Annotated in this window: 16 protein-coding genes; 9 read left to right on the top strand and 7 right to left on the bottom strand. The window is 70.2% G+C overall.

Annotated features, from left to right (window positions below; genetic code table 11):
• Positions 1–320 precede the first annotated feature (320 nt).
• A complete protein-coding gene (locus tag T333_RS04420) occupies positions 321–1,856 on the top strand; it encodes a MinD/ParA family ATP-binding protein (RefSeq protein ID WP_496424139.1) in 1,536 nt (511 codons plus the stop codon).
• A gap of 469 nt (positions 1,857–2,325) precedes the next feature.
• On the opposite strand, the gene T333_RS04415 is transcribed toward T333_RS04420, so the two are convergent.
• The gene (locus tag T333_RS04415; RefSeq protein ID WP_354998979.1) at positions 2,326–3,222 is read right to left on the bottom strand and encodes a LysR family transcriptional regulator; all 897 of its coding nucleotides are present in this window, start codon (positions 3,220–3,222) and stop codon (positions 2,326–2,328) included.
• Between the two features lie 122 nt (positions 3,223–3,344).
• On the opposite strand from T333_RS04415, the gene T333_RS04410 reads away from it, so the two are divergent.
• The 5 genes from T333_RS04410 to T333_RS04390 all read left to right on the top strand — a co-directional run bounded on the left by T333_RS04410 (position 3,345) and on the right by T333_RS04390 (position 9,442).
• Positions 3,345–4,277, top strand: a complete 933-nt coding sequence (locus tag T333_RS04410) for an EamA family transporter (protein ID WP_354998025.1) — start codon at positions 3,345–3,347, stop codon at positions 4,275–4,277.
• 373 nt (positions 4,278–4,650) lie between these two features.
• Complete coding sequence (locus T333_RS04405) at positions 4,651–6,414, top strand: hydroxysqualene dehydroxylase (protein ID WP_496423726.1); 1,764 nt, start codon at positions 4,651–4,653, stop codon at positions 6,412–6,414.
• 261 nt (positions 6,415–6,675) lie between these two features.
• Positions 6,676–7,308: a pyridoxamine 5'-phosphate oxidase family protein gene (locus T333_RS04400; RefSeq protein WP_354998027.1), complete on the top strand. Its 633-nt coding sequence runs from the start codon at positions 6,676–6,678 to the stop codon at positions 7,306–7,308.
• A gap of 210 nt (positions 7,309–7,518) precedes the next feature.
• Positions 7,519–8,739, top strand: a complete 1,221-nt coding sequence (locus tag T333_RS04395) for a Mur ligase family protein (protein WP_496424138.1) — start codon at positions 7,519–7,521, stop codon at positions 8,737–8,739.
• Entirely contained in the window at positions 8,732–9,442 is a 711-nt protein-coding gene (locus tag T333_RS04390) for a type 1 glutamine amidotransferase (protein ID WP_496423725.1), read from the top strand. Before T333_RS04395 ends, T333_RS04390 begins: the two co-directional genes overlap by 8 nt.
• Positions 9,443–9,516: 74 nt before the next feature.
• Here the strand turns inward: T333_RS04390 and T333_RS04385 are convergent, their stop codons facing one another.
• Both T333_RS04385 and T333_RS04380 read right to left on the bottom strand, forming a co-directional pair.
• A complete protein-coding gene (locus tag T333_RS04385) occupies positions 9,517–10,431 on the bottom strand; it encodes a transglutaminase family protein (RefSeq protein ID WP_496423724.1) in 915 nt (304 codons plus the stop codon).
• A complete protein-coding gene (locus T333_RS04380; protein ID WP_496423723.1) occupies positions 10,428–13,781 on the bottom strand; it encodes a circularly permuted type 2 ATP-grasp protein in 3,354 nt (1,117 codons plus the stop codon). Before T333_RS04380 ends, T333_RS04385 begins: the two co-directional genes overlap by 4 nt.
• A gap of 380 nt (positions 13,782–14,161) precedes the next feature.
• Here T333_RS04380 and T333_RS04375 point away from each other — a divergent pair, with 380 nt between their 5' ends.
• On the top strand, positions 14,162–14,368 hold the full coding sequence (locus T333_RS04375; RefSeq protein ID WP_354998030.1) for a hypothetical protein: 207 nt from the start codon (positions 14,162–14,164) through the stop codon (positions 14,366–14,368).
• 64 nt (positions 14,369–14,432) lie between these two features.
• Here T333_RS04375 and T333_RS04370 read toward each other — a convergent pair whose 3' ends face one another.
• Positions 14,433–14,687, bottom strand: coding sequence for a hypothetical protein (locus T333_RS04370; protein WP_496423722.1), 255 nt, complete (start codon positions 14,685–14,687; stop codon positions 14,433–14,435).
• A 105-nt stretch (positions 14,688–14,792) separates the two neighbouring features.
• Between T333_RS04370 and T333_RS04365 the strand changes: the two genes are divergently transcribed.
• The gene (locus T333_RS04365; RefSeq protein ID WP_496423721.1) at positions 14,793–15,437 is read left to right on the top strand and encodes a hypothetical protein; all 645 of its coding nucleotides are present in this window, start codon (positions 14,793–14,795) and stop codon (positions 15,435–15,437) included.
• Positions 15,438–15,440: 3 nt separating this feature from the next.
• Here the strand turns inward: T333_RS04365 and T333_RS04360 are convergent, their stop codons facing one another.
• The 3 genes from T333_RS04360 to T333_RS04350 all read right to left on the bottom strand — a co-directional run bounded on the left by T333_RS04360 (position 15,441) and on the right by T333_RS04350 (position 17,148).
• The gene (locus tag T333_RS04360; protein WP_354998033.1) at positions 15,441–16,061 is read right to left on the bottom strand and encodes a LysE family translocator; all 621 of its coding nucleotides are present in this window, start codon (positions 16,059–16,061) and stop codon (positions 15,441–15,443) included.
• A 121-nt stretch (positions 16,062–16,182) separates the two neighbouring features.
• Positions 16,183–16,791, bottom strand: a complete 609-nt coding sequence (gene recR, locus T333_RS04355; RefSeq protein WP_354998034.1) for a recombination mediator RecR — start codon at positions 16,789–16,791, stop codon at positions 16,183–16,185.
• 15 nt (positions 16,792–16,806) lie between these two features.
• The gene (locus T333_RS04350) at positions 16,807–17,148 is read right to left on the bottom strand and encodes a YbaB/EbfC family nucleoid-associated protein (RefSeq protein WP_354998035.1); all 342 of its coding nucleotides are present in this window, start codon (positions 17,146–17,148) and stop codon (positions 16,807–16,809) included.
• Positions 17,149–17,278: 130 nt separating this feature from the next.
• On the opposite strand from T333_RS04350, the gene T333_RS04345 reads away from it, so the two are divergent.
• A complete protein-coding gene (locus T333_RS04345; RefSeq protein ID WP_354998036.1) occupies positions 17,279–17,857 on the top strand; it encodes a hypothetical protein in 579 nt (192 codons plus the stop codon).
• The last annotated feature ends 83 nt before the right edge of the window (positions 17,858–17,940 follow it).

The raw sequence follows: 17,940 nt of genomic DNA, 5'->3' as shown, positions 1-17,940 counted from the left end.
AATCCCGAGCAGATGGGGGAACTGTGACAAACAACGACCACAATCCGACCTCTCCGCCCTGGTTGCAGAGTCCTTCGGTGGATACGGCCGCGGTCACCGCCGAACCCTCCGGATCGCAAGCGGCGCAGGACGAGACGAACGAGCCACCCGCCGAGGCGCCCGAAAAGGACGCCGTAGCAGCGGCCGAACCCGCCGAAGGCCAAGAGGCCGCACCGGGTGCTCGCGAACCGGCGCAGGCCGACGCCGCGCCGGAACCGGGACAGTTCACCGGTTATCCGCCCGCCGCGGGCCCGAGCGATCCGATCGGTTATCCGCCCGCGATGGGTCCCGGCGATCCGACCGGCGTGTATCCGCAGCCCGTCGCCCCGCCCGGCTACGGTCCCGCCGAGGGTTTCGCGCCGAACGGAGCCGCGGAGCCGTACGGTCCGTACAGCACGGGCCAGTTCATGCAGCAGCCCGGTCCCTACCAGGGCGGGCCGTATCAGCCGGGCCCCGAACAGCTTCCGCCGCCGCCCGGTCCCGAGCAGCAGGGCGCGCCCTACGGCGAGTACCGCCAGGAGATCGGACCGGACGGTCTGGTCCGTCGAGTTCCGCAGGAGAGCGGGCCGGAAGCCGGTGCGGCACAGGATCAACAGAGCGGCCCGATCTACAGCTGGGCGCCGCCGCCTCCGCCGGTCCAGCCGATGGCTCCGCCGCAGCCGATGTACCAGGAGCCGCCCGCGCCGATCGGCCAGCCGCCGCTCGGACTCACCGGTCCTGGCCAGACGCCGCCCGGGCTCACGGGTCCCGGGCAGACGCCGCCCGGGCTCACCGGTCCCGGCCAGCAGTGGCAGGGCGGACCGCCACCGCAGCCGCAGCACCAGCCGTTCCAGCCGCAGCACGTGCCGCAGCCCGGTCAACCCGGCCACTCGGTCAACGACCTCAACCTGCTGAAGCGGGCCCGCCGGGCGCCGCGCAGCGGGTGGCGCCGCGCCGTCCACAAGGCTTCCGGCGGCATGATCAACCCGGGCGAATCCGCGGCCGACGTCGTCTACCGCGATCTCGTCGACCGGGTGAACCAGCCGGTGCGCGGTGACTACCGGATCGCGATCCTCTCGCTCAAGGGCGGCGTCGGCAAGACGACGACGACGGTCGGCCTCGGCTCCACCTTCTCCTCGCTGCGCGGCGACCGGGTCATCGCGATCGACGCCAACCCGGACCTCGGCACGCTGGCGCACCGGGTCCCGCGGCAGACCCGCTCCACCGTGCGAAACCTGCTGGAGGATCAGCAGATCTCCAGGTACTCGGATGTCCGCGCGCACACCTCGCAGGCCCCGAGCCGCCTGGAAGTGCTTGCCTCCGAACAGGATCCGGCCGTTTCCGAGGCGTTCAGCGAGGCCGATTACCGCAAGGCCATCGGCATCCTGCAGTCGTTCTACAACATCATCCTCACCGACTGCGGTACCGGCCTGATGCACTCGGCGATGTCCGGCGTGCTCGACATGGCCAGCTCGCTGGTGCTGGTCACCTCGCCCGCGATCGACGGCGCGCGCAGCGCCTCGGCCACGCTGGACTGGCTCGACCATCACGGCTACGGAAAGCTCGTCGAGCGCACCGTGGTGGTGGTCAACGCCTCGCGGCGCGGCGCCTCCACCGTCGACCTGGACCAGCTGCGCAAGCTGTTCCTGGACCGCACCCGCGCGGTGCAGGTGGTGCCCTTCGACGATCACCTCGCCGAGGGCGCCGAAATCGACCTGGAGCTCGTCAGCAAGCCGACCCGGCGGGCACTGCTGGAACTGGCCGCGATGGTCGCCGACGATTTCGGCTACATCGGCGCCCAGCAGTACCACCACCCTGGGCCGATGGGTCTGCGTTAGACGCACTGCGCGGCGCTGCTTCGGAAGCTCGGCGCGCGTCGGCGTCTGATCGAAGGCGCCGACCGCGGATCCCGAGGACGAGCTGCGGTAGTCGAAAGTCGCGGCCCGGCAGTCGAACTGCCGGGCCGCGTTCGTTTCCGGCGACTTCCCGCTGCGATGTACCCAGCGCGGCCACAAGCACGGCGGCGAGAGCACGCGACCCTACGCGCGGACCGGCTACTCCCCGGTGGCCTGCTCCGCCGCGGCACTCCGCGGTGACCTGCTCCGCCGCGGCACTCCTCGGTGACCTGCTTCGCCGCGGCCCGGAACGCTGCCAGCACCCTGGGCGACCGCAGATCGAACCCCGCAGCGCCTGGCGTCCGTAGCCGCTACTTCGACCCGGTCGGCCACAGACCAGAAGCCGCCGGTGGCGATCGCCGACCGCTACTCCGGTGCGGACCATGCGGGCAGAGCGGCGACTTCGCGGCCTCTACTCCGCAGTGACTTGCTCCGCCGCGACGCGAAAGGCCGCCAGCACCGTGGCGATCGCGGGCCGCTTCTCCGCGTGCGCGCGGGTGACCAGGTCGTAGTTGCGGGCGGCGCGTACGCCGGAGAGTCGTAGCACCGCGAGGTCGGGGTGGGCGACGGCGAAGCGCGGCATCAGCGCGACGCCGTAGCCGGACGCGACGAGCGTCTCGATGACGCGGAAATCATTGAGCCGCTGCGCTATTCGCGGCTGCACTCCGGTCACGGTGGCGATCGATTCGAGCACGTCGTCGACCGGGAAGCCGCCGCGCACGCTGAGCCAGGTCTCCTCGGCGAGTTCGGCGGGGGCGACCGAGCGCTGCCCGGCCAGCCGGTGCGTGGGGGCGACGACCACGTCGATGGGTTCGCGCATGAGGAACCGCGAGGTGATGCGCGGTCCGGCCACCGAGCCGGAGCGCTCGTCGCGGTGGGTGAGGACGATGTCGTAGTCGGCGAGCAGGCGCGGCACACCGCTGGGCGGCACGTCTTCGTCGCGGGCGACCACATCGACATCGCTGCCCGCCAGCGCTGGCAGCACCAGCGGCAGCAGCAGCGCCGCGCCCGACGGGAACAGCGCCACCCGCACCTGCCCGCGCGGCGAGCCGCGATAGTGCGCCATCTCCGCGACCGCCCGATCCATGGCGGCGAGCACCTCGTCGGCGCGAACGACCAGCGCCTGCCCCGCGTCGGTGAGCCGGATGCGACGGCCGTCGGGTTCGAGCAATGCGACACCGGCCTCCTTGGCCAGCGTCTTGAGTTGCTGGGAGACCGCCGACGGCGTCATGGACAGCGCGTCGGCCACCGCGGAAATGGTTCCCCGGTCGGCGAATTCGCGCAGCACCCGCAGCCGATCCAGGGACATCGGCGGTCCCTGCGACTCGACCGGCACCGGCACGTCCTCTCGTAGATAGTGAAGCTTGACTACAATATCAGTACAGATTTATTCGATTGTGCTGATGGTTTCCGAGCTCGACCATGGTGAGCGTGACCAACCGCGACCGCCTGCTCGGCCTCACCGTCGTCCTGCTCTGGGGCCTGAACTTCATCGCCATCCGGGTCGGCCTCGACCACTTCCCGCCGCTGTTCTTCGCGGCCCTGCGTTTCGCGGTGCTCGCGGTGCCGGTGCTGCTGTTCGTGCCACGTCCGAACGTGCCGCTGCGCTGGCTCTTGTTGTACGGCACGGGTTTCGGGGTGCTGCAATTCGCATTCCTGTTCACCGCGATGCGCGCGGGCATGCCGACCGGGCTCGCCTCGCTGGTGCTGCAATCCTCCGCGCCGTTCACGGTGGTGCTCGGCGCGCTGCTGCTGGGCGAGCGGCTGCGCCCGGTCCAGCTGGGCGGGTTGTTCGTCGCGGTGGCCGGGATCGTGGTGATCGGCGCCGACCGCGTGCACGTCGCGCCGCTGCTGCCGCTGCTGCTCACCCTGGCGGGCGGGCTCGGCTGGGCCTTCGGCAATATCGGCTCGCGGCTGGCCGCGGCTTCAGGAGCGGTCAACCCACTGCACCTGACCCTGTGGATGACGGTGGTGCCGCCGCTTCCACTGTTCGCCCTCTCCGCGCTCACCGAGGGCCCGGCGATCGGTTGGCACGCACTGGCCGACCTCGCGTCGCCGACCGGATGGCCCGCGCTGATCGGCCTCGCCTACATCGTCGCGCTGGGCACGGTCGCGGGCTCGGGGCTCTGGACGTTCCTGATGAGCCGCTATCCCGCGGGCGCGGTCGCGCCGCTCTCGCTGCTGGTCCCGGTCGTCGGCATCGCCGCGGCCTGGGCTTTCCTCGACGAGACGCCCACCGCGTGGCAGTTGCTCGGCGGCCTGATCGTGATCACGGGTGCGTTCGTCGCGACCACCGGTGGTCGGCGGCCGAGGGTTGTGAAGACCGCGGAATCAGCAGCGGCCGCCGAACCCGCGCTGCGCTGAGTAGCCGCCTGGAGTGCACGGTGCGAGGGCCGCGAAACCCGCCGAACCCGCACCGGCCACCGAACCCACGCTGAGCGCCCGGCGAGTGCGAGTTCCGTGGGCCGGGAAGGCCGCCGAACCAGAACGGGTCTGCGATCCCGGCTGCGATGCAGACCCGCCTGTAGTGCGAGTTTGCGAATTGCGAGTTTCGGGAAGTAGCTCGCGCCGCGCGAGGTCGGCGGTACTCTCGGGGCGCTGTACTCGCCGCGGCCGAGGTTCGTCACCGGCCGCGAGCCAGCGGCGGCAGGGGTGGGTGGGATGGCCCCGAGCAGGCGCTTTACAGTGGGTGCGGCGGTGAAGGTAGGGAACCGAAGGCTAGGCAGCAGAGTCGCGCATGGCAGAACAGCGGTGGGCCGTCTCGCGAAGATCGATGATTCGCGGCACGGTGGCAATGGGGGTCGCGTCGGCGGGGGTTCACACGGCCGGTGCGCTGAGACCGGGGCGCGCGTCGGGCGCCCCCGACGGCAGACGGGTGGCGGTGCTCGGCGGCGGGGTCGCGGGACTCACCGCGGCGCACGAACTTGCCGAACGCGGATTCCAGGTCACCGTCTACGAGAGGCGGGCGCTCGGCGGCAAGGCGCGCAGCATTCCGGTGCCGGGCAGCGGATCCGGCGGACGTCCCGATCTGCCGGGTGAACACGGCTTCCGTTTCTTTCCCGGCTTCTACCAGCACATTCCGGACACGATGCGGCGAATCCCGTTCGCGGGCAACGCCGAAGGAGTCTGGAACAACCTGATCGCGATACCCGAGGCGCGCATGTCCCGCCGCGACGGCGACGACTTCCAGATCCCGCTCGGCTTCCGCGCCCGACCGAATCCGCGGCCGGAGGACTTCCGCGAGACCGTCGGCGCCGCCATCGCGACGGCACTGAAAATGCCCGCCGCGGAAGGACTTTTCTTCGCCAACCGGCTGCTCGTGTTCAACACCAGTTGCGACGCCCGCCGCTACGGCCAGTGGGAGCACATGGCCTGGCGCGATTTCGTCGGCGCGCACCACCGTTCGCACGAATTCCGCGCGCTGATCTCGCGCACGCTGACCAGCATCATGGTCGCCGCCAAGGACAACCTCGCCAGCGTGCGCACCATCGGCAACATGGGCGAGCAGTTCCTCGGCAACCCGTTCGAGGTCGGCAACGACGGTGCGCTGGACCGGGTGCTGAACGGCCCGACCAACGCGGCGTGGATCGATCCGTGGACGGCGCGGCTGCGTGAGCTCGGCGTCGAGTTCGCGCTGGGCGCGGAGGTGCGCGGTTTGGAGGTGCGGAACCGGCGCATCAGCGGCGCTCGCATCGTCGACGGCAACGGCAGCCGCACGGTCGAGGCCGATTACTTCGTGGTGGCGCTGGCCGCCGAACAGGCCCGCGCGCTGTGGTCGCCCGACGTGCTCGAGGTGCGCCCCGAGCTGGCCGCGATGGACCGGCTGTTCGTGGACTGGATGACCGGCATCCAGTTCTACCTGCGCAGACCGGCCGAGATCTCCAGGGGCCACACCGCCTACATCGACGCGCCGTGGTCGCTCACCTCGATCAGCCAGAACCAGCTGTGGACGCGCAAGCTCGCCGAATTCGGTGACGGCACTGTGCAGGACTGCCTTTCGGTCGACATCTCCGACTGGAACACCCCGGGCATCCTGTACGGCAAGACCGCCAAGGAGTGCACGCACCAGGAGATCGCGCGCGAGGTGTGGGCGCAGTTGCAGGCCCACCTCAACGATCGTGGCGAGGAACTGCGCGACGCCGACCTGCATTCCTGGTTCCTCGATCCCGCGATCGTCTGGCAGTCCGAACAGCGCCGCAACACCAACGCCGACCCGCTGCTGATCAACACCGCCGGGTCGTGGGAGCTCCGCCCCGAACCGCACGGCGATCTCGAAAACCTGTTCCTCGCGGGCGATTACGTGCGCACCAACGTCGACCTGGCCACCATGGAGGGCGCCAACGAGTCGGCGCGGGCCGCGGTGAACGCGCTGCTCGACGTCGCGGGTTCGGACGCGCCGCGCTGCCGGATGTACACGCTGTACCGCGCGACCGAGCTGGAACCGTTGCGGCGCATGGACGCCGATCGGTACGCGGCGGGTCTGCCGAATCTGTTCGACTGAAGCGGGTGTACCTGCCCAGCAGTGGTTCTCCGGGTCAATGCCTGACAACGGGAGAACACACGCCCGCTGCGCGCCGTCGCCGCACAAGCACACCTGCCAAGGCGGGGGCGTGTGTACTGCCCAAGGGGGCGCTTGTGCGGAGACGGCGCACAAGCAGACCCTGTCTTCCGTTGCCAGGCACTCACATTGAGACCCACCGTCTGTGCAGGTACCCCCGGTATTCGATCGCGCGGGCCGTCGCCGCGGTGCTTCAATCGAAGTATGGGCGAGACCACGAAGATCACCGACCCCGACGACCTGCGTGCGCTGCTCGGTGCGGTGATGCCGCGCGCGGCGACCAAGGAGCGCGTCGCACTGCACCAGCGCGATCGTGAGTGGATCGCCAGCTCCCCGTTCCTGGTGATGAGCACCTGCGACGCCGACGGCAACTGCGACGCCTCGCCCAAGGGCGACCCGGCGGGTTTCGTGAAAGTGCTCGATGATCGCACCATCGCCATCCCCGAGCGCCCGGGCAACCGCAGGGCCGACGGCTACCTCAACATCCTCGCCAACCCGCACGTGGGCCTGCTCTTCCTGATCCCAGGCCGCCGCGACACCCTCCGCGTCAACGGCCGCGCCCGCCTGGTCAGCGACGCCGCCTACTTCGACGACATGGTGGTCAAGGGCCACCGCCCGATCCTCGCCGTCGAGGTCGCCGTCGAACAGATCTTCTTCCACTGCGCCAAGGCGTTCCTCCGCAGCCACCTGTGGGAGCCGGAGCAGTGGCCCGCCGACACCCTCCCCAGCACCGCCTGCCTGGTCAAGGACGTAGACCCGAACATCAAGGAAACGGTAGACGACCTAGAGCACTACTACTCCCCAGAAAACTACGCCGCAAAACTGTACCGCGACTGACTCCCGTCGCAGCCGCTCCCACACGCCCCGTGTACGCGTCACATAGCCACCGCCTATGTGAGGAGTGCACAGACTGTGTGGCCACCACCCCTACCTCGGTGCGACAGCCGTAACTTGCCCGGCGCGCGCCGTGACCCCGACCTCACCGACCACGCTGTCGCGGCGCACCCCGAACCCCGCACATAGACTCTCGGCGTGGCGAAGATATCGATGCGTGGGCGGATCGCCCTGCGGGCCGCGGCGGCAGCGTCGTGGGCCTCGCAGAAGGCGGGACGCGGCAAGGGTTCGATGATCGGCGGCCTGATCGCGCTGAAGATCGACCCGACGATCATGGACCAGCTCGGACGTGGCAGGCGGACGGTGCTGGTCACCGGCACCAACGGCAAGTCGACGACGACGCGGATGACCACCGCCGCGCTGAGCACCCTCGGTCAGGTCGCCACGCAGGCCGACGGCGCCAATATGGACGCGGGCATCGTCGCCGCGCTGAGCACGCACCAGGGTGTGCCGCTGGCCGCCATCGAGGTGGACGAACTGCATCTGCCGCACGTCAGCGACTCGCTGAACCCGGCCGCCGTGGTGCTGCTGAACCTCAGCCGCGACCAGCTGGACCGGGTCGGCGAGATCAACATGATCGAGCGCAAGCTGCGCGCCGGTCTCGCCCGTCACCCCGACACCGTGGTGATCGCCAACTGCGACGACGTGCTGGTCACCTCGATCGCCTACGACCACCCGAACGTGGTGTGGGTCGCCGCGGGCGGCGGCTGGGCGATGGACGCGACGAGCTGTCCGCGCTCCGGCGAGCCGATCGTCTGGGAGGGCGAGCACTGGCGCAGCACCGGTACGGATTTCCAACGGCCGCAACCGGATTGGCACCTACAGGGGAACGACCTCGTCGGCCCCGACGGCGAACGCCACCTGCTCGAGCTGGCGCTGCCCGGCCGGGCCAACCGGGGTAACGCCGCGCAGGCGGTCGCCGCCGCGGTCGCGCTGGGCGCCGAAACGGCCAAGGCCGTCGTCGCCGCGGGTACCGTGCGCGAGATCGCGGGCCGCTACCGGACCGTGCAGGTCGGCGAGCACGCCGCGCGGCTGCTGCTCGCGAAGAACCCGGCGGGCTGGCAGGAAGCCCTGTCGATGATCGAGCCGAGCGCGGCCGGGCTGGTGATCGCGGTGAACGGGCAGGTGCCCGACGGCGAGGACCTCTCCTGGCTGTGGGACGTGCGCTTCGAGCACTTCGAGGGCGTGCAGGTCGTCGCCTCCGGCGAGCGCGCCACCGATCTCGCGGTCCGCCTCACGTACGCGGGCGTCGAGCACACCACCGTCCCGGATCCCTTGCGCGCCATCGCTTCCTGCCCGCCCGGGCAGGTCGAGGTGCTCGCCAACTACACCGCCTTCCGCGACCTCAACCGCGACTTGGAGAATCATGGGTGACTCGACGGTACGGATCGGCCTCGTACTGCCCGATGTGATGGGCACCTACGGCGACGGCGGCAACGCGCTCGTGCTGCGCCAGCGGCTGCGCATGCGCGGCTACGACGCCGAGATCGTGGAAGTCACGCTGCCCGACCCGGTTCCGAACTCGCTGGACATCTACACCCTCGGCGGCGCGGAGGACTCCGCGCAGCGGCTGGCCACCCGGCACCTGCAGCGCTACCCCGGCCTGCAGGAGGCGGCCGCGAAAGGCGCTCCGGTGCTTGCCATCTGCGCGGCGATCCAGGTGCTCGGCAACTGGTACGAGACCTCCTCGGGCGAGCGCGTGGACGGCGTCGGGCTCATCGACGTCACCACCTCGCCCCAGGCCAAGCGCGCCATCGGCGAAGTGACCACCAGTCCCATGCTCGACGGCCTCACCGCCCCGCTCACCGGCTTCGAGAACCACCGCGGTGGAACGAAACTCGGCCTCGAAGCGACCGGCCTCGCGCGCGTCACCCGCGGCGTCGGCAACGGCGTCGGCGACGGACTCGAGGGCGTCGTCCAGGGCTCGGTCATCGGCACCTACATGCACGGCCCGGCCCTCGCCCGCAACCCCGAACTCGCCGACCTCCTCCTCACCCGAGCCCTCGGCGTCGACACCCTCGAACCACTGCACCTCCCCGAGGTCGACCAACTACGCCGCGAACGCCTCCGCGCCTGAGAGCAGCCTTTTCGCGCGGAGTCGCTGGTGACCTCGAGAAGGGGCCGAGCCGAAGGTTGTCGCGAATTGGGTATTCACACTTCGAGCGGAGCGACGTCGACCGAGACGGTGATCGAGCTCTCCTTGGCCTCGGTGTAGATGATGCCGCGCAGTGGCGGCACATCGGCGTAGTCGCGTCCCCACGCCGCGACCACGTAGCGCTCGTCGGCGAGCTGGTCGTTGGTGGGGTCGAAGCCGATCCAGCGGCCCGCGCGTTCGGACGAGTTCCGGCCGGGGACCCACACCGCCGCCCAGGCGTGGGTGGCGTCGGCGCCGACCATGCGCTCCTTGCCCGGCGGCGGGTCCGTGGCGAGGTAACCGGAGACGTATCGCGCGGCGAGCCCGTGCGACCGCAGGCAGGCCGCGGCGATCCTGGCGAAATCCTGGCAGACGCCCGCGCGCGCGAAGAACACGTCGGAGACCCTGGTCGAGACGTTCGTCGAACCCGACCAGTAGGTGAAATCGGTGTAGATGCGGGTCGTCAGATCGGTCACCGCGGCGAGCAGTGGCCGCCCCGGAGTGAGCGAGCGCGCCGCGTAAGCGGTGATCTCCTCGGTGATCTCCGGCGGGTGCAAGTCGAGGGTGAACTCCACGGCCAGCGGGCCGTTCGCATGACTGGGCCGCGCGGACTCCCACGGCAGCCGGGCCGGATCGTCCGTCAGCTCGGCGGGCGGGTCGACCTCGACCGTCGACTCCGCGCTGACGACCAGCTCCCAGTGTTCGGCCGTGACGTGGAAGTAGTGCGTGGTGTTGCCGTACACATCGGTGCCGATGGACCGGTCCGACGGCGCCGGGTCGACGTGCACCTCGTGCGCGAGCACCCGCTGACCGGGGAACTCGCGCGGGGTCAGATAGGCGCGCCCGTAGGAGCTGGTGACCTCCTCGGAGTAGGAGTAGGTGGTGCGATGGGCTACCCGATACCGCCGCGTCGCGCCGTCGCCGCCGATCATCCGACCACCCGCGTGCTGCCCCACAGCGGCTGAATGCCCACCGGCAGCGAGAGTTTCGTCGTCTCGAAGGATTCCGCCACCTTGCGCAGCCGCAGGTGCACACCGTCGAGCAGTTCGGCCAACTCGGTGCGCCTTCCGTTCTCGTCGGTGACGTTCAGGTCGTCAGGATCCACGCGGCGCAGCATGCGCTGCGCGTCGGCCAGCAACCGTTGCGGCCGTGAGGATCCCGAGGCGCCGGGAAGCGCGGCGAAGTTCGCGTCGAGTCGTTCGAGCTGGTAGGCCAGCGATCGCGGATTGCCCCTGTCGAAGAGCAGCAGCCCGGCGACCGCCGAGACCCGCACCGAATCCCGGTGTCGCCGACGGTAACTCACCGACGATTCGGCCGCCTGCAACACCGCTTCGGTGACCACCAGCTCGGCTTCCGCCGGATAGGTCTCGGTCAGCGCCGACGAGAGCAGCGCCGTCACAGCCAGCCCGCGCTCGATGCGCTTGCCGATATCCATGACGCACCAACCGATGTCGCGCACCAATGACTCGGCCTCGATGCCGGACAGCGAGAGCAGGGCGGCCAGCGTCAGGGAATGCACCGCCGAGAGCGCCGTCTCGTCGCCGTCGCTCTCGCGATACTCGGCCAGCGCCCGGTCCACCGAGCCGAGGATCATCCAGGTGTCGTGCGAAAGCTGGTCGCGCACGGCGCGCGCCGAGGAGCCGTACCGGTCGATCGCGTAGGCCAGCGATCCGGGCAGCTCCCTATCGATGGTCAACGCTTCGAGATAGTCGTGCCCCTCGCGGGACGCACCCGCCACCGCGGCCACCCCACCGTTGCCCTCCGATGCGCTCGCGGCTGTGAATCCGTCTGCCGCGCCGCCCAACTCGGACTCCGCACCGCCCGACCCCATCTCGCCACCCGACGCGGGCTCGGCGCCACCCGCCTCCCGCTGCTTCCCACCGCCCGACTCGACCTGTGCACCACCCGGCCCCAGTCCGCCACCGAAGGCTCGGGATTCCCCTCCGCGAGGCTCGGGCTTCGCACCGCCCCGCCCCAGCTTCCCGCCGCCGAGCCCAGGCTTCCCGCCGCCGAGCCCGGGCTTCCCGCCGCCCGATCCGAGATCTCCGCGGCCCGACTCGGCCTCCGCGCCACCCAACCCCGGTCCACCACCGAGGGCTTCGATTTCCCCGCCACCTGACCCCGGCTCACCACTACCAGGCCTGAGCTTGCGATCGTCCGAGCCCTGATCCTCGCGGCCCGACTCGGCCTCCGCGCCACCCAACCCCGGTCCACCACCGAGGGCTTCGGGTTCCCCGCCACCTGACCCCGACTCACCACTGCCGGGCCCGAGCTTGCGATCGTCCGAGCCCTGATCCTCGCGGCCCGACTCGGACTCCCTGCCACCCAACCGCACTTCCCCGCCGAGGGCTTGGGGTTCTCCTCCGCCCGACTTCGGCTCCCCACCAGCCGACGTGGCCTCCGGCGCACCGCCGCCCGACCCCGGCTCCCCGCCGCGCGACTCCAGCTTCGCGCCGCCGTCCCCGATCACCGCGTCCGGCGCGGCCGTGCAGGTCGTCGCGGCCAACGCCGCCATCAGGACCGGCAGCGCCTCCGCGCCCTCCAACCACGGTCGGTAGCGATAGTCCTGATAGCGGTCGTGCGTGGCGATCAGCAGGCGGACCGCCGCCTCCGCGCGCTCGCAGTATCGGCCCATCCAGAACATGTCGGTGAGCACGCGCGGCGAGCTGATCTCCTCGACGATCGGCGCGACCCGCCGCTCACGCTCCTCGCGCGGCGCTTCGGCGCCGACCGCGGTCGTCGTGGCGGGCGCGGCCCGCACCCAGACGTCCTTGGCCGCGATCTTGATCACCGCCCGGTCCGGCTGGGTGCGCTGACGCAGCTGACCGAGGCCGCCCGCCATCGCCGTGTAACCGCCGCGGCGGGCCAGCGAGAACAGCCGCATGCCCACCGGCGCCGCGGCCAGACCGCCGTACCCATGCACCGCCGGGGCCACCGAGAACTGGGCCGGTTCCTGGCCGACCCACTTCCAGCCGTCCGCCTCGATGCGCCGCCGCAGCTCCTCGCGCATCGTCGCCGACAGATCCGGCCCGAACAGCGTGGCTCCGTCCACCGTCGAACGGATGATCAGTTGGTCCAACTCGGCGAGCAGATGCGAACGCTCGCTCGCGTCACCGCCCCAGTACGCGGGTGCGCTGTCCAGCAGCAGTTCCTCGCCGAGTAGCGCGCGGGAGATCCGCGGCAGGAAGCCCGCGAGCGCCGGATTCTCCAGCAACCCGCTGCCCAGCGTGTTCACCACGGTGACCGCGCCGCGGCGCAACACCTCGACCAGCCCCACCACCCCGAGATGCGAATCCGGCCGCAGATCGAGCGGATCGGAGAACTCCGCGTCCACCCGGCGCAGCACGACGTCCACCCGCTTGAGAGTGCCGAGCGAGCGCATCCACAGCGCGCCGTCGCGCACCACCAGGTCGGCGCTCTCGACCAGCGGGAAGCCCAGCGTCGAGGCGAGATACGCCTGATCGAAGGCCGTTTCGGAATGCACGCCCGGGCTCAGCACCACCACGACGGGATTGTCCTCGGCCACCGGCGCCGCCTCGATCAGCAAGAGCCGCATCGCCCTGGCGAACGGGGTGAGCGGGCGCGGGCTGGAGTGCTCGAAGGCCTCCGGGATCGCGGTCGAGACGACGCGGCGGTCGGCCAGCGCGTAACCGGCCCCCGAGGGGGCCTGTGCCCAGTCGGCGATGGCGCGGAACTCGCCGTCGCTCCAGCGGCTGATGTCGCAGGCGTGCAGGAACAGCTGGTGGCGTCCGGGGATCGTGATGCCGTGCGCGGCACGCACGTAACCCACGTTGCCGAACACGAGCTCAGGCGGCAGCAGCCCGGACGTGATGGTGCGGCGCGAGCCGTAGATGTCGGTGAGCACTTCGTCCAGCACCCGCGAGCGCTGCACGAGGCCCGCCTCCAGCCGGGTCCAGTCGTCGGCGGAGACCAGCAGCGGGATCGGATCGAGTCGCCACGGCGTCGGGATCGCGGCCTCGCCCGCGCGCATCACCTCGGTGTAGGTGATGCCGTCGTCATCGATCAGCCTGCGCACCCTGGTGTCCAGCCTGCCGAGCCCGGCCGGGCCGATCTCGACGAAGTCGGCCGAGAGTTCCGACCACATCTGCCGCACGACGCCGTCGGTGTCCACCAGCTCGTCGTAGTAGCCGCCGGTCGGCCTGCCGACCTCGTCGTAGGCGCCGGTGTGGCCGCCCTCGGCCCGGTAGCGGGCGAGCTGCTCGGCGATCTGCGCGCGCACGTCGGCGGCCGTCGCCGCCGGGGGCACCGCATCGGCGACCATGCCGACCTCACCTCCGCTGTCAGACGTTTCGCCATGACGAACGTGCGTCCGGCTCGTGCCGCACCGGTCGCCGGTCGGGTCCGTAGGGGACGCGGTCCGGCGTAGCTCCAGCTTGCCGGGTGCGCCGACGTCGGTCGACCGTGCTGCCATCTTCGCACGCGAATCCGCGGGATCACCCCGAGTCGCGGTAGGTCCACCCGCCCTGACACGCGATCGCGACCCGGTCGCACCGCCCCGCCATGACGTCCGGGCTAGGCGCGCAACATCTTCGGCGGCGATCCCAACCCGTTCAGGTCGCCGACACGCCCACCCGGCCTCCCACCGTCGTCCGGACTCGAGTGCTAAGACCGAATCACCAACCGATCTCGTCAGGAGGTCCCATGCGCGCGACCTGCCCAGCCTGCGAATCCGCGGTAGATCACTGCCACGGCACCCTCATCGTCCACGCCACCCGCGTCCTCGAATGCACCGACGACGACTGCGTAGCATTCGACCACGCCCGCCACACCTTCATCGTCGACTGCGCCGACGTAGCGGGCGGCTGCGCCTGCACAACGGACTCGACCCCCACCCGCCGCCGAGCCTGACCGCCCCTGGATCAATCGATTCCGTCGTCCAGGTCCTGCCAGGTGGCATAGGTATCGAAAGGCACTACGGTCTCGATGGCCGCGGAGCTGCTCCCAGACACGGCTCGGCCGATTCACGTTTGGCTCGGCCCTCCAGCAGCGCGCGTTCGATGTTGCGCGCGATCGCGTTGTGATCGGGTGAGGCCGACTCGCGGTGAACGATCATCCCGTCCTTGATCTCGACGTCGCGCGACATCTCCTCGGGCATGGCCAGGTAGTCGTCCATGTCTACCGGCAGGATGTAGGTCTTCGGCGAAGACCAGTCGAACAGTTCCGACATGTGACCGTCCTTCAGGCTGGTAGTCGCAGGAATCGTAGGTCAGTCCGCACGTCCCGGCCCGTGGCAGGCGGAGAGCCGGTAGGTAGCTCCCCGTACGCTGGCCGGGTGAACTACGACCACGTGTTGTTGCCGTCCGGTGTCGCTGCGAACCTCGCCGAGGTGGAGGCGTATCTGGTCGGGCAGCAGGGGGTGGACGAGGCCGAGGTGGTCGCCGAGATGGCGGCCGAGATCAACGAGGCGAATCTGGAGCTGCCGGAGGAGGACAGCTTTCTCAGCGGTGAGTCGGTGGGCGGGGCGGCGAACGGGTCGGTGCTGCACGTGGCGTGCCCGTACGACGCGATCGGCTACGTGCGGCAGCTGCTGTTCGATATCGCGACGCCGCGCGACTACGCGATCTACGATCCGCAGCTGGCCTGGCTGATCGACCCTGCGGGGCACGTGCCGGTCACCGTCACCCACGGCGGCGCGGGCGCGTTCCCGTACCTCACCAAAACCCTTGTGGACCACTGGATTCCGGAGCTCGCGCCGCCGAACCCCTACCTGATCGTGGAGCGGGGCGACCACGACTACATCCAGACCTACCGGGGCAAGCCCGGCGAGTACACCGTCGAATACCGCGACGGCGGTCCGGAACGACACTACGGCGCCACCCTCGCGGACCCCGCCGCGGTCGCCAACCTGATCTGGGCCTGGACAACCGGCGAACGGGAGGAACTGGCGCGGATCCCGTGGACCCGCGTGGAGTTCTGACCCCTACTGGTTCTGCACGGCGAGCCGCCCGGCGAGCGCCACGAACGACGCGCCGAACACCCGCCGCATCCACGTCACCACGACCGGCCGCGCGATGACGTACGTGCGCACCGCCGCCGCGCACGCGCCGTATCCCGCGAACACCACGAAGGTGGCCAGCATGAAGATCCCGCTCAGCTCGAGCATGCGGGCCAGCGCGTTCGGCGCGCCCGCGGGCACGAACTGGGGCAGGAACGCGAAGAAGAAGATGGTCAGCTTCGGGTTCAGGATGTTGAGCAGCACCGCCGAGGTGATCACCTGGCGAGCTCGCGGCGCGGCCCGTTCCGTTCCGGCGTCCGGGATGGCGAGAGCGCCCTTGTCGCGCAAGGTGTTCCACGCCATGTAGAGCAGGTAGGCGACGCCGAGGTACTTCAGCGTCTGGAAGGCGACGGCGCTGGTGTTCAACAGCGCGGCGAGACCGGTCACCGCCGCGATCATGTGCGGGATGATGCCGAGGGTGCAGCCGAAGGCCGCGACGACGCTGGCGCGCACGCCGCGCGAGAGTCCGGCCGCGAGGGTGAACAGGACGCCGGTACCGGGCGTGGCGACGATGACGAGCGTCGTCAGCAGAAACTCGATGCTCATCCCCCGCACAGTAATCAGAGTGCGCGGCCGGGCGAAAGCCCTTTCGCGGACCACGCACCGCCGGAGCCGAATGCGGAGGTACGCCCAAAGGGCGCAGCCGGACCGCACACAAGCATCGCTCTTACAACGCGCGCCTGCCGGAAAGCGCTCGCCCGAGGGTCAATTCGTCGGCGAACTCCAGATCGCCGCCCATCGGCAGGCCGGAGGCCAACCGCGTCACCGCGAGTCCCGGGAAATCGCGCAGCATCCGCACCAGGTAGGTGGCCGTCGCCTCGCCCTCGGTGTTCGGGTCGGTCGCGATGATCACCTCGCTGACGTCGACGCCGTCCTCTTGATTGCCGATGCGCGTCAACAGTTCCCGTATCCGCAGCTGATCCGGCCCGATGCCGCTGAGCGGATCGAGCGCACCGCCGAGCACGTGGTAGCGGCCACGGAACTCACGGGTGCGCTCGATCGCCTGGACGTCCTTGGGCTCCTCGACCACGCAGATCATGCTGCGGTCGCGGCGCGGGTCGGCGCAGATCCGGCACAGCTCGCCGTCGGAGACGGTGCCGCACACCACGCAGAACTGCACGCCGTCGCGCACCTTCTGCAGCGCGGCCTGCAACCGGTCGATCTCCGGCGGCTCCACCTGGAGCAGGTGAAACGCGATGCGCTGCGCGCTCTTCGGACCGACGCCGGGCAGTTTGCCCAGCTCGTCGATCAGATCCTGTACCGGACCCTCGTACAACCGTCCCGTCCTCGATCAGAAATCCGGCAGCCCGGGCAGCGAACCGCCGCCGAGTCCGCCGGAGAGCGGGCCGAGGCGCTCGGCCGCCAGCCGCTGCGCGTTGCTCATCGCGTCGTTGACCGCACCGATCACCAGATCCTGCAGGCTCTCGACGTCCTCGGGGTCGACCACCTTCGGGTCGATGGTCAGCGAGACCACCTCGCCCGTCGCCTTGATCCGCACCTGGACGAGACCGCCGCCGGCCTGTCCGTCCACCTCGGAGGCCGCGATCTCGGCCTGTGCTTCCATCACCGCCTGCTGCATCTGCTGTGCCTGGGCGAGTAACTGCTGCATGTCGAACTGACCACCGGGCTGCACTGCTCGTCCTCTCTCAGGGGAGATTGTCACGGTTCAGACTAGTCCTCCCGGATATACCCAGACAGTCAACCCCGACCCACCTAACCTGGACCTGGGTCGGTTACCGGTTCGGTGAATTCTGGAGACAGTAATGAACACAAGCCGAGTACTCCTCGTGGGCGCCCTGGCACTTTCGGTGCTCTGCGCTCCGGCGGCCACCGCGGATTCCGATGTGCAGCCTGCGGATTCCGACGTCGTCCCCGCGGCGTCCGACTACGGCGGCGGGTGCGTGCTGTATCCCGACGACAAGGCGGCCACCCTGGATTCGCTGCGGCTGCGCTGCTCGCCCGAGCAGCAGGACGCGATCTTCCACGACGCGCCGCAAGGCGCGGTCCCGATGGGCGTCAAGGACGGCTGGGTGATCCGGCCGAATTACGCCCAGGGCATCACAACCGGTCTGTGGCTCGGCAAGAACTTCTACACCGGTCCCGACGGCGGCTGGCTGCTGAATCGCCTGACCAGATGGGACATGGAGGGCTGGAAGGCCGACGTGTACCGCGCGCCCGCGTTGCTGGACGGCCGCCCGGCTTGGGCGCTGGACTACGCCCCGTCGCCGACGCCGCCCGTCTACGACGAGATCCGCGAGGTGACCCCCGGCGTGTGGTTCGGCTACTCGTGGTGGCGCGGCGCGGTGCAGAACACCCTGCTGTTGACCTTCGCATTGGCGTGAGCGAACGGAGTGAGCGAACCATGTGCCAGCCTGCCTCCGGCATGCCGCAGCCGAGCGTCAGCGAGGCGGTGGCGTGACAGGGT

The sequence above is a fragment of the Nocardia sp. CNS-044 genome, assembly GCF_059570515.1.
The sequence above is the reverse complement of the archived record's forward strand: the minus strand, read 5'-3'. Positions and strand labels throughout refer to the sequence as shown.

Coding starts and splice junctions, on each gene's coding strand:
- T333_RS04420 (WP_496424139.1), top strand. CDS start 321: ATGGGTCCCGGCGATCCGACCGGCGTGTATCCGCAGCCCGTCGCCCCG.
- T333_RS04415 (WP_354998979.1), bottom strand. CDS start 3,222: ATGTCCCTGGATCGGCTGCGGGTGCTGCGCGAATTCGCCGACCGGGGA.
- T333_RS04405 (WP_496423726.1), top strand. CDS start 4,651: ATGGCAGAACAGCGGTGGGCCGTCTCGCGAAGATCGATGATTCGCGGC.
- T333_RS04400 (WP_354998027.1), top strand. CDS start 6,676: ATGGGCGAGACCACGAAGATCACCGACCCCGACGACCTGCGTGCGCTG.
- T333_RS04395 (WP_496424138.1), top strand. CDS start 7,519: ATGCGTGGGCGGATCGCCCTGCGGGCCGCGGCGGCAGCGTCGTGGGCC.
- T333_RS04390 (WP_496423725.1), top strand. CDS start 8,732: ATGGGTGACTCGACGGTACGGATCGGCCTCGTACTGCCCGATGTGATG.
- T333_RS04385 (WP_496423724.1), bottom strand. CDS start 10,431: ATGATCGGCGGCGACGGCGCGACGCGGCGGTATCGGGTAGCCCATCGC.
- T333_RS04380 (WP_496423723.1), bottom strand. CDS start 13,781: ATGGTCGCCGATGCGGTGCCCCCGGCGGCGACGGCCGCCGACGTGCGC.
- T333_RS04375 (WP_354998030.1), top strand. CDS start 14,162: ATGCGCGCGACCTGCCCAGCCTGCGAATCCGCGGTAGATCACTGCCAC.
- T333_RS04370 (WP_496423722.1), bottom strand. CDS start 14,687: ATGTCGGAACTGTTCGACTGGTCTTCGCCGAAGACCTACATCCTGCCG.
- T333_RS04360 (WP_354998033.1), bottom strand. CDS start 16,061: ATGAGCATCGAGTTTCTGCTGACGACGCTCGTCATCGTCGCCACGCCC.
- T333_RS04345 (WP_354998036.1), top strand. CDS start 17,279: ATGAACACAAGCCGAGTACTCCTCGTGGGCGCCCTGGCACTTTCGGTG.